General features: G+C 46.9%; 18 protein-coding genes. 9 read left to right on the plus strand and 9 right to left on the minus strand.

The window, feature by feature from the left end:
• Positions 1–29 precede the first annotated feature (29 nt).
• Genes ACT5M9_RS18800 through ACT5M9_RS18810 form a run of 3 tightly spaced genes read right to left on the minus strand, consistent with a single transcriptional unit; the run spans position 30 to position 3,005 of the window.
• A complete protein-coding gene (locus ACT5M9_RS18800; RefSeq protein ID WP_457979709.1) occupies positions 30–1,967 on the minus strand; it encodes an AAA family ATPase in 1,938 nt (645 codons plus the stop codon).
• Complete coding sequence (locus tag ACT5M9_RS18805) at positions 1,954–2,454, minus strand: ABC-three component system middle component 5 (RefSeq protein ID WP_457979707.1); 501 nt, start codon at positions 2,452–2,454, stop codon at positions 1,954–1,956. The genes ACT5M9_RS18800 and ACT5M9_RS18805 overlap by 14 nt, the downstream gene beginning before the upstream one ends.
• On the minus strand, positions 2,448–3,005 hold the full coding sequence (locus ACT5M9_RS18810; RefSeq protein ID WP_457979706.1) for an ABC-three component system protein: 558 nt from the start codon (positions 3,003–3,005) through the stop codon (positions 2,448–2,450). Before ACT5M9_RS18810 ends, ACT5M9_RS18805 begins: the two co-directional genes overlap by 7 nt.
• Positions 3,006–3,708: 703 nt before the next feature.
• Between ACT5M9_RS18810 and ACT5M9_RS18815 the strand changes: the two genes are divergently transcribed.
• Positions 3,709–3,975: a hypothetical protein gene (locus ACT5M9_RS18815; RefSeq protein ID WP_457979704.1), complete on the plus strand. Its 267-nt coding sequence runs from the start codon at positions 3,709–3,711 to the stop codon at positions 3,973–3,975.
• A 60-nt stretch (positions 3,976–4,035) separates the two neighbouring features.
• Here ACT5M9_RS18815 and ACT5M9_RS18820 read toward each other — a convergent pair whose 3' ends face one another.
• The 3 genes from ACT5M9_RS18820 to ACT5M9_RS18830 form a co-directional block, all read right to left on the minus strand.
• A complete protein-coding gene (locus tag ACT5M9_RS18820) occupies positions 4,036–4,914 on the minus strand; it encodes a hypothetical protein (RefSeq protein WP_457979702.1) in 879 nt (292 codons plus the stop codon).
• Positions 4,915–5,365: 451 nt separating this feature from the next.
• Complete coding sequence (locus tag ACT5M9_RS18825; RefSeq protein ID WP_457979700.1) at positions 5,366–6,100, minus strand: class I SAM-dependent methyltransferase; 735 nt, start codon at positions 6,098–6,100, stop codon at positions 5,366–5,368.
• Between the two features lies 1 nt (position 6,101).
• The gene (locus ACT5M9_RS18830; protein ID WP_457979698.1) at positions 6,102–7,496 is read right to left on the minus strand and encodes a hypothetical protein; all 1,395 of its coding nucleotides are present in this window, start codon (positions 7,494–7,496) and stop codon (positions 6,102–6,104) included.
• Positions 7,497–8,040: 544 nt separating this feature from the next.
• Here ACT5M9_RS18830 and ACT5M9_RS18835 point away from each other — a divergent pair.
• The 6 genes from ACT5M9_RS18835 to ACT5M9_RS18860 all read left to right on the plus strand — a co-directional run bounded on the left by ACT5M9_RS18835 (position 8,041) and on the right by ACT5M9_RS18860 (position 10,935).
• Positions 8,041–8,655 carry a Rha family transcriptional regulator gene (locus ACT5M9_RS18835; RefSeq protein ID WP_457979696.1) on the plus strand — a complete coding sequence of 205 codons (615 nt, stop codon included), beginning with the start codon at positions 8,041–8,043 and terminating at the stop codon, positions 8,653–8,655.
• Complete coding sequence (locus ACT5M9_RS18840; protein WP_457979694.1) at positions 8,652–9,095, plus strand: recombination protein NinB; 444 nt, start codon at positions 8,652–8,654, stop codon at positions 9,093–9,095. Before ACT5M9_RS18835 ends, ACT5M9_RS18840 begins: the two co-directional genes overlap by 4 nt.
• Positions 9,092–9,409: a Ref family recombination enhancement nuclease gene (locus ACT5M9_RS18845; RefSeq protein ID WP_457979692.1), complete on the plus strand. Its 318-nt coding sequence runs from the start codon at positions 9,092–9,094 to the stop codon at positions 9,407–9,409. Before ACT5M9_RS18840 ends, ACT5M9_RS18845 begins: the two co-directional genes overlap by 4 nt.
• On the plus strand, positions 9,406–9,837 hold the full coding sequence (locus ACT5M9_RS18850) for a putative endonuclease domain-containing protein (RefSeq protein WP_457979690.1): 432 nt from the start codon (positions 9,406–9,408) through the stop codon (positions 9,835–9,837). Before ACT5M9_RS18845 ends, ACT5M9_RS18850 begins: the two co-directional genes overlap by 4 nt.
• Positions 9,821–10,519, plus strand: a complete 699-nt coding sequence (locus tag ACT5M9_RS18855) for a TIGR02642 family protein (RefSeq protein ID WP_457979688.1) — start codon at positions 9,821–9,823, stop codon at positions 10,517–10,519. Before ACT5M9_RS18850 ends, ACT5M9_RS18855 begins: the two co-directional genes overlap by 17 nt.
• A gap of 83 nt (positions 10,520–10,602) precedes the next feature.
• Entirely contained in the window at positions 10,603–10,935 is a 333-nt protein-coding gene (locus ACT5M9_RS18860; protein ID WP_520395678.1) for a hypothetical protein, read from the plus strand.
• A gap of 44 nt (positions 10,936–10,979) precedes the next feature.
• Here ACT5M9_RS18860 and ACT5M9_RS18865 read toward each other — a convergent pair whose 3' ends face one another.
• From ACT5M9_RS18865 to ACT5M9_RS18875, 3 genes are all read right to left on the minus strand, one after another.
• Complete coding sequence (locus ACT5M9_RS18865) at positions 10,980–11,435, minus strand: GNAT family N-acetyltransferase (protein WP_457979686.1); 456 nt, start codon at positions 11,433–11,435, stop codon at positions 10,980–10,982.
• Between the two features lie 104 nt (positions 11,436–11,539).
• A complete protein-coding gene (locus ACT5M9_RS18870) occupies positions 11,540–12,814 on the minus strand; it encodes a translesion error-prone DNA polymerase V subunit UmuC (RefSeq protein WP_457979684.1) in 1,275 nt (424 codons plus the stop codon).
• Between the two features lie 3 nt (positions 12,815–12,817).
• Positions 12,818–13,240 (minus strand): translesion error-prone DNA polymerase V autoproteolytic subunit, encoded by a 423-nt coding sequence (locus tag ACT5M9_RS18875; RefSeq protein ID WP_457979682.1) that lies wholly within the window; start codon positions 13,238–13,240, stop codon positions 12,818–12,820.
• Between the two features lie 373 nt (positions 13,241–13,613).
• On the opposite strand from ACT5M9_RS18875, the gene ACT5M9_RS18880 reads away from it, so the two are divergent.
• Together ACT5M9_RS18880 and ACT5M9_RS18885 are read left to right on the plus strand one after the other, a co-directional pair.
• On the plus strand, positions 13,614–13,865 hold the full coding sequence (locus tag ACT5M9_RS18880; RefSeq protein WP_457979680.1) for a hypothetical protein: 252 nt from the start codon (positions 13,614–13,616) through the stop codon (positions 13,863–13,865).
• A gap of 186 nt (positions 13,866–14,051) precedes the next feature.
• Positions 14,052–14,690, plus strand: coding sequence for an SOS response-associated peptidase (locus ACT5M9_RS18885; protein WP_457979678.1), 639 nt, complete (start codon positions 14,052–14,054; stop codon positions 14,688–14,690).
• Positions 14,691–14,771 lie beyond the last annotated feature (81 nt).

Consider the following 14,771-nt stretch of genomic DNA (forward strand, 5'->3'; position numbering starts at 1 on the left):
CTTATTATATGTGATATCTATATTTAACGTTACACTAAAGTCTTTTCTTCTAATGCGGTGTAGTTAATATTCAGAGACCTATCTTCAGGGTTAAAATATCGACTGACGATTAAATCGGTATCATCATAATCAGGATTGATTTCAGAGGTTGCATATATCAGTTGGAAGTCATGTTCATATGAGGCAGTTTCTTCAACGATTATCCGTTGGAGATTGTGGCTTCGCTCTTTTTCCATCCCGCCATCATCGATACCATCAAGCATCAAGAAACGAGGTAGCCGCATATATTCTTTTTCTAGACTTGATGTTAATAAAGCCAGGTGGAATATATGCCTTAGAACAACCGCAGAGCTTTCTGAGAAGTTTTTAGAGCCATTTACATAGACTTCATTGTCGACAAAGCTAAAACTGATATTGTTTGGAGTTATAAATTCTGTTTGCAGAGGTAAATCCAATTTTAAAAGCCTAATCATTGCGCGTTCAATTGCACTTGATATATCTGCTTTTCGACTCTCTTCTTTACCCTGTAATGATTCAATCAAAGATGTTAATTGCTCTTTTTCAGACTGCAAGGTGTCGCGTTTATTTTGCAAATCAATTATGACATCGTTTAGCTTTTGGGTTGAATGCGCTTGCTTGATTTCTTCATCAATTCTTCCTAGCTCTCTTGTCAGTTTTTCAAATTCGATTTCATAAGCATCTTCCCATGACCTAGAAACTAACGCATATTCATTGACAAGTCTTTGCACATTCTTTTTTAAAGTGGGTGCAGATAGTTTCAACTCAGACAGCTTGTTGATGTTATGTTCCATCAAGTGCTTTGATTCTTTTAATTGTACCGATATTTCATTCTTCATTCTAAGTAACTGAGGGGCATCGCTGCCTTCAGGGACATCACTTTTACACAGTGAGCAGCCCGCATTTGGTGTGCTGTGCAGCTCACTCAAGCAACTTGGGCAAAACTGAAAATGTACATTACTAAAGTAATCCCTAGCTATTCCAGACTCACATAATTCATTATGTCTGGCCTCTAATTCGTTTATAAACATTTCAGAATCAGCGATTTCTATCTCTAGTGTGCTAATAAGATCGATGACTTTTAACTCATCTGACTTTGCTTTATTTAGCTTTTTACGTAGTTCAGTGGTTTTATCTCTATCGGCAGTTCTATTGCTTCTATCAGAGATGGATTCTTCTTTAAGAGCACTGAGTTTGTTGTGTAATGCAATCTTTTCTTTTTCGAGAATTTCAATGCGCTCTTGTATAAAATGTATATGTTCTGATTGTCCGGAGCGTCCTAACACAGAAAAGATACTTCTCAATTCTGTAATTTTTGTTGATAACTCAGATTCAACTTGCTTAAGCCTAATCAGTGAGCTATAGAGGGTATCATCAAAAATACCACATAAATAATCGCCTACCGTTTCTCTAGTAAGTGCTTTGTCAAATATATCATTTCTAAAGATGGGGCTGTGAACTGAGGGTTGATCGGCGTATAGAACTCGGAGTATCTGGTGCATTGTCAAAATTGAAGCACCTTCCCCCTGGGCTAAAGGCATATCAAGTGCATTTAGGATTACTTGCGAAAAACTCAGCGTTTTTTCAGTTCTCTTAAATGGATATGTTTCCCATTGGCTAGGTGAAGATTCAAGAGCCTCACTCATCGTTCCCCAAAAAACACTTAATGGTCGCAGCGTCTCCGTAGTTATCTCTCGTCTAAAGCAAGCTGGCTTATCATTTAGAAAGACTTCAGTCAAAGTAGATGAACAAAGCAGTGCCTGAGGCTTCCATCTGATGTTTTCTGCCCCAATAGAAAATGCCAATAAGTCCATTATGGTCGTTTTACCAGAGCTATTTCTTCCTCTGATAACATTTACACCCTTATGGAAGTCACAACTAAATGCTTCATGGCCCTGCTGAAAAACCTTCAGCCGACTTACTGAAAATGATGGCTTAAGAAAAGTCATATCTGTACTCCATTAAACTAGTTCTATCTTTGAGGCCATCCTTTCCCGTTAGGCGGAAATTCGATAATTCTTTAATTATGAAACTGTAGATGTCTTCTTTTTTATCTATGAAAGCTTGAGTGGATTTAGACAATTCATCAGGAACTTGTACATTAGTTCTTTTAAGTATGTTTTTATTGAGCATTGAACGTTCGATGAGGCCAGTTGCTGCAAGGCATCTAATCGCAGCCATCTGAATTTGATGCATGTCGCGAAATGTCGAACTAGTATTAATTGGATTGCGGTATAAGTTAGAGTATTTTTTGGCCAAAACTTTAATGCTGCTATAGTTATGCGGCATTCTTATTTCGGAGATTAGAAAGGGGAATGTTAGATAGAAATCCAATATTCTAATCTTATCAACCTCAATTTCGTTAACATTTTCAATCAGTGCCATCATTCTAAATAGACAATGGTATGCGTCAAACGCTGGATGATAAATTAACATTTATCCCACCTTATATGGCAATTCCCACCGAGGAAGAATAATAACCCCAGCAGATCTTTAGCTGTTAATCCTAACAGGTTTTCGCCTAAAGAAGAATATAGGTTGTCAATTATTCCATGAATTTCATTATCAACAATGGTGCGATGACTGTCTTCTTGGATAAGTGGAGTCACCTTCATCATGAAATCAAAATGAATCTGATCTAAAATAATAACAAATATTCTTTGTGATATCCTAGACGTTTGGTGGCGCATAATAGACTTGGCTGCTTTTTCTTTCATCTGCTTAGCAATTAAAAGTAAGTCACTTCTATTGCTTTCATTTAATTTTGCATCTAGTCCACGAACATCAATATCTGGCTGAAGAGACATGTAATGATTAATTTCATCACAAAATTGTGAGTCTATAGCTGTTGATTCACCTCGTTTAAGGCTCTCATAAAGATCTTGGATTTCTCTATTTGCTCCTTGGGGAGCATAATTATTGATGGTTTGATTTCCAGCAACGATACTTCCGTTTGAAACATTATTGCCAGACTGCTCAGTAGACACATCAAGTTCCTCTTAATGTGAATTATGTGAGTTGTTCTGGTCTCGGCCTACAATGCTTCCATTATTGACTGTATTCCCAGTCTGGATGGTTTTAATATTTTGTATGTTCTTTCTAGATGAATAGACAATTCTAATTGACCAACCAGCACCTAAGCCAACAAGAAAAGTCACAATATGTGTAATCCATTCCATAACAACACCCTCATATTTATGTTTTAGCGATGGCGACTTAGAAAATATCTATCTTGTTTATTCTGTAACTAGAGTATTCGCTTCTATTTCTATAGAAAAAGCTACCGCCCTTGGGTTACAGCCCCCAAGTGCTGCTTTTGACCAGTGTTCAGATGACAGTTCCTTGTCATGGGTAGGCCTTGCATGGAGCTTGGGCACCGTGAAGGAATCGTAACTCATATGGTTCCGATTGTTGAGTGTAATGAGCACTGAATCAGGAGGGGATCACAGATTTCAAAGGTTGCCGTAGGGGGGAGAAGAGGGCACCGTTCATCAGTAAGGGAGTGCAGGGGATCATGTCTGACGCTATGGGTGAGAGTCACTTGACTGTTGGATGAATTGTGGGCAGATTTTGACTCAGAGCTGAGTTGTTCTGTGCTCACGGAAAAGCCATTGGTGCATTAGCAGTTTCTGAAGTAATCAATGAATGTAAAGGCTTTTGGCGTACATTGAAACTGGCTGGAAAGCGCATATGAATATGAGTGAATTCGCTCGTTTGTGTGAGATGAATGCAGACGAGTTATCAGAAACTCACCCAAACCTGAAACATAAAGAACGGCTTGAACTTGCTGCACGAAATCTGGGATTCAAACACCTCACTTCGCTTGAAAATTTACTCAAACTTCTAGGACCCGAAGGGGTGCCGAGTGAAGTAGAGATTTTGAGGGCCGGCGGTGATCCCAGTGATACCCCGTTCAAATCAGTCGGTTCGACGGTCAGCTCTGGTTGGTCGGGTTAATACGTAGACATGTGAGATGAGGGGCCTGGTACCGATGGCGTCAGGCTCCTGGGCCTATACCTATAGGACCTCTTCAACATATGGGTCTTTGTACTTCTTAACGAAGATATAGTTCTTGGTACCGCACCATATGACGGGCTTTCCTTCCCCACCATTGCTATACACACATCGGCCAGCGACTAATACATAAGCACCGAGCAAGTCATCCAGCTCCTCTACCTCGAAAAACTGCATGAAGTCATCCGCGATGTCTTCAAATATCGCCACGCTTGCAGAGTTATAGCTCATGCTGGAGTTAAGCCAGATCTTTCCATCTCTTGTCTTCTTAACAGAGACAATCGGTCCCCAGTAGAAATTTATCTGCTCATGGTGCTTATCTTTAGTGATGTCCGCAAAGCTGATGACAATGTCTTTCACTTGGCCATCAAGCATCACTTCATCATTTGTCTTGTAGAAGATAATACGACTCGTAGATTGTCTGAATGCTTCGCTCTTTACCAGCCGGTGTAGGATTCGGCGAAGCGTAAACTGCTGTGATGAAAGCCTAGTGTTGCCATCGATGACAAACCTGCGCCCTCCCTCTCCTTGACCTGGAATGGGGGGATTCTGGGTTTGGACAACATCAATAGCACCTCCCTTTTCCTTGTCCAGCCTTACGACGATGGTGTCATTGTTTTCGACATCATCTGCAGTTTCGGTTGCATCATCCCTGTTCTCTGTCGATGAAACATATTCGACCTTCAGGTCACAGCCTTCGGCATGGTGAGCACAGAAATGGGGAGGGTGGCCATGGATGCTTCTCTTTCTGTACCAGGCAAACTCACCACATTCTGTGCAGACGAGACTTGTTCTCTTACTCTCTAACTCCCCCCCAGGAAGCTGCTCAAATGCTGTGGCTTCCCAATTCCTGTTATCAAGAGTGCATTTTGCATACTGCATGGCCGGCTCCGATCATGAAAATATGAGTCTTTGTTGACCAAGCTATCTCATATGAAACCAAAGATGGAGTTGATTGTGTTCTATATCAGGAGGGGATCACATATTTTGTGTGGGTACTGGTGGGAGGAGGGTAGAGCAGCCTGAGGGGGAACGCTATCAACCCAGGTAGTAGCCTGGCGAGTTAGAGGCTGAGGTGCGGGAGTTTCAGCGGGACAGCTCAGCGGTGGCAGGTGCTGTGGCTAGGAAGGGAAGGTACACTAGGGCATGAATGTGGCAGGGTGGACTGGCCTGATGAGCCCAAGAGCAGACATGCACAGCCTAACGCTCCGCGTAGAGAAGGGGGGTGACTACTGGTGTTCATAAGAGGAGGCAATACACCGGCCTGAGGCCGGTGCTTGCTCAAGATATATCACTCAAAATATGAAGTGTATTTAAAAATCATGGTCTACAGCTATGAAATACTGACTGGCTTTATCGCTGTTATGATTTTATGCATTTTTAGATCACCAGTATCTGGATGCTCAAAGCCTTTAGAATGAGCCTTAACTTCAAATCCAATTGACTTAAGCCGGGTTATTATTTTTTTTGTGTGTCCAGCGTATCGATGATGTATATAGTCATTATAAACAAAGTAACCGCCAGGAACTAGAACTCGGTAGAGTTCCTCTAGTTGATTTTCGTAGATTGGAAAATGCATTACAAAACTGGATAGTATAGAGTTAATACTGTCGGTTTTTATTTTTAATGGCTCGCTGCCACTAAACTTATAAGCGTTATATTTAATTCTTGAATTTGAAGAGTACTTTTTTATGGAGTATTCAACAGCAAACTGGCAAATATCTAAGCCAATAATTTCCTTTACCGATTTAAAAAGAGAGGGGTTCTCAGTGATAACTTCATCTAATATTCCACCGCCACATCCGAAGTCAATGATTTTTGTATGGTGCTCAGCTGGAATTAATGTTAACAGATGGGATATTAATTCTTTGGTGTAGCTATAATCTATGACGGCACCATTCCTCATTATTCTTATTTCAGAGAGAGAGGTTACATCCTCAATAGATAGCTCTGACGGAGGGCCTGGAATATAAATTCTATCCATATATCTATAGTAGGTTTTATTGTTATAGATAAATTTTTCCTCACCAGGCTTTTCAACGTACAATAGATTGTTATATATATCCATTCTAGGTTCCTGTTATTGAACGGAGGATTCTATGAAAGCGACCAACGTTATCCGTGGCGATTGGCATAGGGGGTCTAAAATTAATTATGTATAAAAATGATAATAAACAATATACACTAATTCCGATGTCAATATAGTATGCTGAGTGGAGTGCTATATCTGGAACTGGTATGGCTACTACATATATGCTAAGCCATGTAACAACAGGTGCTGGTATTATAAATCTTCTAATTTTTATATTGATCTTTGATGTCGTAACGAAGAGATACTTAACCAGAACCCCTAGGCATACAGCAAGCCAGAGGAAATCGGATGATGCATGGGATTTGAAGAGTGTCGGAAAAATTCGAATAAACTCTGGAGTTCCTTGTCTAGTGACATCTAGACCAATAGAGCAGAATAGAGAAAAAATGATGCTTAAAATTAGCAGATGGATCTCTCTCTTCCTAGGGGACTCAAGATCTTCCATCTGAGCACTAAAAGTAATAGCTGATATGCCATTAGTAAATATTTTTCTCTCTAGTTGGGTCGTTGTTTTTATTCTAAATAATGATGAGACATATATGCCGAGTTTAGCCCATTCATCGAAGTATTGCGTTTGCGTTTGAGAAAATACTTTTATGATCTCACACTTTTCATTTTGACGAGGTTGACTCTTTTCTGCGTTTTCATCTTCTTCTTTCTCATGGAATTCTATATCAGCGGTTGAAGTTTTTAATTCATAGTTCTTTCTTGTCTGAAAATAAATCTTGAAATCTGGGGATTTAAATTTAGCGTTTTCGAAAACGATATTAGATTTTACTGTAAATCCCTTCTGATTGTGTTCAATCTCGTCTTCAAATTCAGTTTTGAACCAGTATCCATTAGATACGTATTTTCTCAGATCTTTTGGAATACTATCAAAACACCCAGTCAAAATGACGTTGTCAGTAGTCTTATCATTGATTTTGGTAGGTTGTATTAATATTTTTCTGATATTGTCTTTGGATTGTTCGATGTAAAGCACCTTTGATGAGTCTTTGTCTAGACCATTTCTAATCGATTCTGTATTTTCGATGTTATAGTCAGAACCCACAAGGCATTCTTTTATTACGCTTGACAAATCAGAAGATACTTTTGACCTTTCCCCCCAAAATTGTTTTACAACTAACTCATCATTATAAAAATTGGATTTATCCTGATGGGCTATATTGGTGGGTGTTTTCTTGTTGCATTGAAAGCTGAAGTGCAGCCTCTCATTTTCATACTCACTATGAAATGAAACGGCTGTATATATTATAACTTTACATTTCCCATTGTTTATATCACTTAGAATAATGAACTGGAAGAACTTGTCAAATTCAAGCTCTTGATGTTCATTACCACTATCCCATTTTATTTTTGTTGTTATTTGCATATTTTAAGAACTTTGATGGTGTAGCTAAAACAGGTGAAGGACTATTGCTACGAATGCACTACAAACGCATTTTGGTTTTGCACATGGATACCGCAGAACGTTGTAGCTTACGATGAAGTTTGCTACCGCCCCTAGGTTTCAGCCCCTAGATCGCTGTTTTTAACCGGTGGTTTGAGGGTGTTGTTTGTCATGGGCAGCCTTGCCTAGTGCTTGGTTACCGTCTTCAAGAGAGTATCTCGAATGGTACCGCTTGTGGAAGTAAGAAAGCGTGTTATAGGGTGATGATCACAACATTTTTACATTTCAAATCTGCAAGATGATGGGACACAATGAAGTTTCATCACCGATACATAGGATGGGGGGCGAACCACCGTAGAGGAGGCCCCTGAATCTTGTTACTCAGTAACATCAATCTCGATAGTGCTAAAAAACGTTTGGTTGTGCCGCTTGTTTATGATGCGTGACAGAAAATAATAGTAGTGGGTACCATAGTCAGTGCTGGACCTAGACCACCCAGCTGTGTATGACCAAAAGGACCCAGACCATGACCAAACCACATACCCTAGATCTATCCGCAGCACGCCCACGCGGCTATGCCAGCATCTACAGCATCCAGCCTATCCCCCCTCAGTTCAGCCCCGGGCAGATCGAGCTGTTCAAGAAACTGGTGAGTGCCCAGGAAGGGGAGGTGTTTACTACCTCCCGTAAAGTGGCCAAGTTGTTTGGGAAGCGCCATGACAACGTGCTGGTTGCGATTGAAAAGCTAGAGTGCAGTAAGGAATTTGCAAAACTCAATTTTGAGGTTTGCTTTGAAAACAGTGAGTTACAGAACGGTAAGCCGCTGAAGTATTACAACATCACCAAAGATGGAATGGTCTTCCTTGTGATGGGCTTCACCGGCAAAAAAGCATCCCAACTCAAAGAGCTCTACATCCTGGCCTTCAACTGGGCCATAGGGCAGCTTTACGAGAAGCAGGAACTGCAGCAGCTCCTGCACGACTTCACCAGGCGTGAAGCAGTCTCTGTTTCCAACGGTACTTTCCATGGGCAAGGCTTAGCCCGGCGACGCATCGAGAAGCGGGCGTTGTGCCTAGAACAAGCCCAGCTCGAAGCCAGATCACAGCTTTCCCTTGAACTGACAGGGGAGGATGCTGCATGAGCACCTATCCCAAGTATTTCCTCCGCAACTTTGAAATCCGCTCCCGTGCATGCCAGTTGGTCGCTGGCCTGCCGGTTGACCAAGACAAGCCGCTGGTCATCGAAATCAAGGAGATGACCCGCTCCCTAGCCCAGAACAGCATGTTTTGGGCGTGTCTCACCGATATTGCCGAGCAGGTGAACTGGCACGGGCGCCAGCTCGCCAAGGAAGACTGGAAGCATGTCCTGTCCGCCGCCCTGTACCAGCAGGACGTGGTGCCGAATATCGACGGTACCGGCTTCGTGGTGCTGGGCAAGTCCACCTCCAAGATGACTGTGCGGGAGATGCGCGACCTCATCGAACTGGCCCAGGCCTTCGGCGCTGAGCAGGGCGTGCAGTTCGGGGATGAATCCCGCCGCGGCTTCGACTGGGTGGCCGCATACGGGAGGGACGCGGCATGAGCAAGACTAAGGCTGATAAGCAGTGGTTGAACGATGTCTCGTCTCTCGGCTGTGTCGCTTGCCGCAATGCAGGCTTGGGGCCGAGCCTCGCGGAAATTCACCATGTGCGCTCTGGCGCCGGGATGGCACAGCGCTCCGCTCACACCCAGGTGCTACCACTTTGCCCTCGTCACCATAGGGCCTGCTATCCCACCGGCTTCCATGCGGCCCCCAAGAGCTGGCAAGCCGAGCATGGTAGCGAGGAGACCCTTCTCGCCCAAGTGGCCAGGGAAGTGGCCGCACTGCGCAAGACCACCATCGGGAGGGCGGCATGATCCACCTTTCCGCCCTCGATGCTGCCCGGCTGTTGGGTAACAGCCCCAAGGTCAAGAGCGCAGCCCACCAAGTGCGCAAAGCACAGCAAGTCTCCACTCTGCACGACAAGGTGCTGGCCCAGCTTGTCGGCTTCCCTGACCCGATCACTGAGCTGCTGTTCCACCCCAAGCGCAAATGGCGCTTCGATTTCGCCTGGCCGACCAGCATGATCGCGCTCGAGATCCACGGCGGGATCCACTCCGGAGGCCGGCATACCCGGGGGAGGGGGTTTGTAGAAGACCGCGCCAAGATGAACGAGGCCGCCCTGCTCGGGTGGACCGTGCTAGAGGTCACCCCCGAACACATCAAGACTAGCCAGCTGCGCGCCTGGCTTCATCGAGCATTTCAGAGCACCACAGGAGAACCTACTCATGAACCGATCCGTTGAAATGGCCCTGCGCCTGTTCTCTCCCCGTGGCGCTCTGACCGAGGTCGCCCGGGGGACTGCCGGCCCACTGAATCGCGAAGACATCTTGGGTGCTCTGCAGATGGCTGCCAAGGATAACCCCCAGGGGTACCAGTATCTGATGGCTGATCACCTGATGGATGAGCAAGCCATCCAGGGGCTGCTGGCCTACTTCTGCAATATCCTGGGTGATGACGAGGCCGGCGGTATGGCGCTGGCCATTCTGCTGCGCCGCCCGCTACCCGAACAGCTTGAGCGGCTGGTGCCTTCCCACCCTCACTATGACAAGGAGCGCCGCCGGGCTGCTGTAGTGATGGAGAAGGCCAAACGGGCTCACCGAGCTGGCAATGACCACGAGTACCAGCGCCTGCTGGCCGAGCGAAATGGGATCCTGACTGCTGCACATAACCGTTGTGTGGATGAGCTGCTGCAGACTGGCCGCTGCCCCCACTGCCAGGGAACCGGCAAACGCCCCCGGCTTGGTGATGAGTGTCCGAAGTGCCACGGTACCGGGCGGGTGGTACCGGATGCAGAGTTGGTCTCTCGACGGTTCGGCGTACAGATGCAGCAGGCGGTAGAGCGTGCCGTTGATGAGGTGATTCACCAGGCGTCAGATCTGGCCAGGGCCATGGAACGGCAGGTGAGTGAGATGAGTGCCGCTTGAGTAAGCAGCTTTAGTGATGCTATCTATTGGGACAGTGCTAACCAGTGGATCAGTGGGGGAGAATGGAAAGCAGCCTGAAACCAATGGCTTTTCACATCGCCGGATGGGGGCTCCTCCATGGGGATTTTTTCGATCTCTATAAGGTAGTTGAGGTACTAGGTATTCCCAGCTCCATGGCTGCCGACCTGATGATCTACCTTCGCAAAATGCAGTGTGTTGAGTCGATAGCTGAAAGTCGTAAAGGAATAAAAGAGGCTGGGAAGGCCCATAAACGGATTTTCATCAAGGTGCTGTGCATTCATCCTGAGTTGCCCCCCAGGCCGGTGAGGCTTCCCCCTCCGCTAAAATCCGAACCTGTTCAAGAACAGCTGACCCGATTAGTCAGGCTCATGCCTTCACCTCGGGGGGCTCGCTGATGCTAGTGGTATAGCGGGGGCTGAGCTGCTCCTCTGGCGAGTTGTTATTCAGGCAACCGAGGTTTGAGCGAAATTTGCATGACCTTATGGTCTGGCTCACTTTCAATATCAACTTCGGACCACCCCAGTGCCTGATAAAGTGCCGGGACATTCGTGTAAGCGTAAAGATAGCCTTGTGACGATGACGTTATCTGTGACAAGCCGGCGTTGATAAGCTGGCTGGCAATGCCTTTACCCCGATGATCTGCACTGACAAACACGGCATTGATCCATATGACTTCACCGTCACGATGAGGCTCCTTGAACCGAGAGTAAGCCAGGCCGCCAATCACCATATCATTCGCTACTGCAACAACAACTGGCGGCAAACTCGCGCTTTCTGTGTAAGCATCACAAAGCTGGAAGTCTGGCCACTCAGATTGAAACAACAGTTCTAGTCGCGCCAAGTAGGGCGACTGTTCTCTGCAATAAATCAGCTTAACTGTGCTTGGTGCCGTCATGTCTCTCCAAGGTGCCTAGTATTTTTCAAATCGTGGACTGTAGCTCATTTCAGTAACTGATTAACAGGCGGCCGAGCTAGATGGGCTAAAGGTTTAGCCCGTCTCTACGCCTTCACTATGGGAAGCTCGCCGAGTGTAGTTGTATAGCGCGGACTGAGCTGTTCCCGCTTCATCATCCATTCCTGCGTATCTCGGCCCCGGGCGGCAAAGTAGACCTTTCCCAAACGCCCTTGATTAATCTTGTCGATCACCTGCATCAGTGCCTCGCTGCGAGGAGTCTGCTGCTGGTCGGTGAACAGGTCGCCTTGCTGCATGCCTGCGGGGGTGAAGTCGGCCAACATGACGCCTCCCTTCATATAGCGGACATCATCTCGCCAGATCCGGCGTAGCAGAGGTTCTACCTGGGTAAGTAAGTCACGTGTGTCTGCGGTGGGTGTCTGCAACTTGATAGATATCTGGTTGCCGTAGTAGGTCTCCCGCTCCGAAAAAGGGCTGCTGCGGATAAACAAGGTGACATGGCGACAGTGTTGTCCCTCGACCCGCAGCTTCTCGGCGGCACGCTCCATGTAGCCGGCCAGAGCCTCGCGCATGGGACCAAACTCGGTGATCCGCTCTCCGAAGCTCCGGCTGCAGATAATCTGCTGTTTGGCCTGGGCCAGGGGCTCCAAGTCGGCGCAGGGGATCCCCCGCAGTTCTTGAACGGTACGTTCGACGACGACTCCATACCGGCTGCGTAGGCTTTTGGGGTCGGCAGCAACCAGGTCGGCGATGGTGCTGATGCCCTGGGCTGTCAGCTTGGCGGTGAGTTTCCTCCCGATCCCCCAGACTTCATCGACCGGAGTGATGGCCATCAGCTTGGCGCGCCGCACCTCATCCCGTAGATCTACCACACCGCCGGTAGCAGGCCACTTCTTGGCTGCGTAGTTGGCCAACTTGGCCTGCGTCTTGGTGGGGGCGATACCCACTCCTACGGTGAGGCCGGTCCACTGCAGCACCCGCTGGCGGATCTGGCGGCCATAGGCCAACAGGTCACCGGCCCAGAACTCGCTCAGCTCGACAAAGGCCTCATCGATGCTATAGACCTCCACGGTCGGTGCCATGCCCTCCAAGGTGGTCATCACCCGCTGTGACATATCGCCATAGAGGGCATAGTTGGAGCTGAACCAAATGCCACCCTGCTCCTCGTACAGCTCGCGGATCTGGAAGTAGGGCACCGCCATCTTGATCCCCAGTGCTTTGGCCTCTGGGCTGCGAGATACAACGCAGCCATCGTTGTTGGAGAGCACCACGATGGGCACGTCTTTGAGGTCAGGGCGAAACAGGCGCTCACAGGAGGCGTAGAAGTTGTTCACATCGACCAGGGCAATGGCATTTGGCATGTTCTACCCCAGCTTGGTCTTGTGTACCACGAAGGTGACGACGCCGAAGATCTCCAGCTCCTGTCCCTCACGGAAATGGATGGGCCGGTAGGCTGGGTTATCAGGAAGCAACGCCACCGAGGGCTCAAGCTGCAGCTTCTTCACAGTGAATTCTCCATCAACCGAAGCGATAACGACGGCGCCATGAATGGCCCGTATGCTGCGATCGACAACCAGCAGATCGTCGTCGTGGATGCCGGCTCCCAGCATACTGTCCCCTTTGGCGCGCACGTAGTAGGTAGCCGCGGGATGGGAGACGCAAAGCTGGTTGAGGTCGATGGTCTGTTCCACATAGTCCCGAGCTGGAGAGGGGAACCCACACATGGCAGGGGAGAGGAACAAGGGGATTTCCAGCGCCGGGGCGTCGAGATCAGGAACTGCAAGCATGGTGACAGGCTCATTGTGCTGTATATAAACACAGTATAGCGTTACCAGGGATAGAGTTCACCGGGAGGCAGTTGAAGCCTAGCTTGGATCTTTCAGTTGAGCTCAAGTAGGAACTTAATGGGTCTCCTGGTGGTAAAGGAATGGTGTCAGGACATTAATTATGATTAAGAAATTAAAAAATAATAAACCGGGGGGATTCCAACTACAAACAGAAAGCATTTTATTAAAAATAGCACGATCGATTTTTTAATTTTTCAAAGCGGGATTTTATTTCAAAGTCAGGGGGTTGTATTGACTCTTGAAAAGGCGTTGTAGCAGTATGATATCAAGGCATTATGTTCGATGCCTCATCAGAAATTAAAAAGGTGTAAAAATGAACGAGATATTTTCAGTCAAGATAGTAGAGAAATGGGTGGAAATTAATGGCAAGGAAGAGGTTAGATACAATGTGTATGTTAATGACTGTCCGGTCGGCGGTGATTTTGTGACAGTCAATGAAGCGCGAAACTTTATAAATGGCTATGTCATGCGTGACAATTTCAGTGCGCTGATTAAGTCGCGGAGTGTTGAACCAGTTTTAGAAAGTAAAAAAAAGACGAAATATTCTTGTGATTTTGATATGTAACCACTGTTTATGAAATTTGTTATCAAGTAAAAGCTAGTTGGTAGTTGAGCTTAGATAATAAATAACGGCAATGATATAACTCATTGCCGTTTCAGTTTTGAGCAAGGCAAAGTGAGTTGTGACGAATTATGCTTGGCTGTGGCTGGCCAAATGAACATGGTCAACGCGAACCACGGAGGGCCGACCATGTGTATCAGCTACATTCCAACGACCAAAGCCGTACTGGTGGAATACTTCGGTGTCGATGACCCGGGTTACGATTGGAAGGAAGAGGTCTGGCAGGACTATCAGGCTCCGATCCTCATCCAGCGTGACGGCCACCGGCAAGCTCTGATCGCAAGCTATGGGCTGGTACCGAAGAGGAAGGTGCAACCCGGCAGCAAGCACTATACGACCATGAATGCCCGGGCTGAGACAGTAGGTGAAAAGCCAACTTACCGGCGAGCATGGCAGCAGGGTCACCTCTGCCTAGTACCGATGACTGGTTTCTTTGAACCCTGCTATGAGAGCGGCAAGGCCGAGCGCTGGCGGATCAGTATGGCCGACAACGGTCCCTTTGCTGTTGCTGGCATCTGGCGGGCATGGCCGGAGGAGCAGGGCTACACCTTCAGCTTCTCCCAGCTCACGATCAACGCCGACTCGCATCCGCTGTTGCAACGCATGCACAAGCCCGGGGATGAGAAGCGAGGCCTGGTCATTGTACCGCCGGAGGATTACGAGACATGGCTTGGTTGCCGGGATCCTGAGTTGGCTCGAACCATCTTGGTTCAGCGATGTGCAGAGCAGTTGGCGGGGGTGCCGATACCAATTCCACGAAAGAGCTGATAAATAGCCATTATTCGAATGACTAGAAGGCTATGGCGATTCAATGGTGCAGCATTTGAGGCTTATCCGATGGTATATTGG

The sequence above is a fragment of the Aeromonas sp. AE23HZ002T15 genome, assembly GCF_054165525.2.

What these genes read in the sequence shown, in the direction of transcription:
- ACT5M9_RS18800 (WP_457979709.1), bottom strand. Translation starts at nt 1,967, where the DNA reads ATGACTTTTCTTAAGCCATCATTTTCAGTAAGTCGGCTGAAGGTTTTT.
- ACT5M9_RS18805 (WP_457979707.1), bottom strand. Translation starts at nt 2,454, where the DNA reads ATGTTAATTTATCATCCAGCGTTTGACGCATACCATTGTCTATTTAGA.
- ACT5M9_RS18815 (WP_457979704.1), top strand. Translation starts at nt 3,709, where the DNA reads ATGAATATGAGTGAATTCGCTCGTTTGTGTGAGATGAATGCAGACGAG.
- ACT5M9_RS18820 (WP_457979702.1), bottom strand. Translation starts at nt 4,914, where the DNA reads ATGCAGTATGCAAAATGCACTCTTGATAACAGGAATTGGGAAGCCACA.
- ACT5M9_RS18825 (WP_457979700.1), bottom strand. Translation starts at nt 6,100, where the DNA reads ATGGATATATATAACAATCTATTGTACGTTGAAAAGCCTGGTGAGGAA.
- ACT5M9_RS18830 (WP_457979698.1), bottom strand. Translation starts at nt 7,496, where the DNA reads ATGCAAATAACAACAAAAATAAAATGGGATAGTGGTAATGAACATCAA.
- ACT5M9_RS18835 (WP_457979696.1), top strand. Translation starts at nt 8,041, where the DNA reads ATGACCAAACCACATACCCTAGATCTATCCGCAGCACGCCCACGCGGC.
- ACT5M9_RS18840 (WP_457979694.1), top strand. Translation starts at nt 8,652, where the DNA reads ATGAGCACCTATCCCAAGTATTTCCTCCGCAACTTTGAAATCCGCTCC.
- ACT5M9_RS18845 (WP_457979692.1), top strand. Translation starts at nt 9,092, where the DNA reads ATGAGCAAGACTAAGGCTGATAAGCAGTGGTTGAACGATGTCTCGTCT.
- ACT5M9_RS18850 (WP_457979690.1), top strand. Translation starts at nt 9,406, where the DNA reads ATGATCCACCTTTCCGCCCTCGATGCTGCCCGGCTGTTGGGTAACAGC.
- ACT5M9_RS18855 (WP_457979688.1), top strand. Translation starts at nt 9,821, where the DNA reads ATGAACCGATCCGTTGAAATGGCCCTGCGCCTGTTCTCTCCCCGTGGC.
- ACT5M9_RS18860 (WP_520395678.1), top strand. Translation starts at nt 10,603, where the DNA reads ATGGCTTTTCACATCGCCGGATGGGGGCTCCTCCATGGGGATTTTTTC.
- ACT5M9_RS18865 (WP_457979686.1), bottom strand. Translation starts at nt 11,435, where the DNA reads ATGACGGCACCAAGCACAGTTAAGCTGATTTATTGCAGAGAACAGTCG.
- ACT5M9_RS18870 (WP_457979684.1), bottom strand. Translation starts at nt 12,814, where the DNA reads ATGCCAAATGCCATTGCCCTGGTCGATGTGAACAACTTCTACGCCTCC.
- ACT5M9_RS18875 (WP_457979682.1), bottom strand. Translation starts at nt 13,240, where the DNA reads ATGCTTGCAGTTCCTGATCTCGACGCCCCGGCGCTGGAAATCCCCTTG.
- ACT5M9_RS18880 (WP_457979680.1), top strand. Translation starts at nt 13,614, where the DNA reads ATGAACGAGATATTTTCAGTCAAGATAGTAGAGAAATGGGTGGAAATT.
- ACT5M9_RS18885 (WP_457979678.1), top strand. Translation starts at nt 14,052, where the DNA reads ATGTGTATCAGCTACATTCCAACGACCAAAGCCGTACTGGTGGAATAC.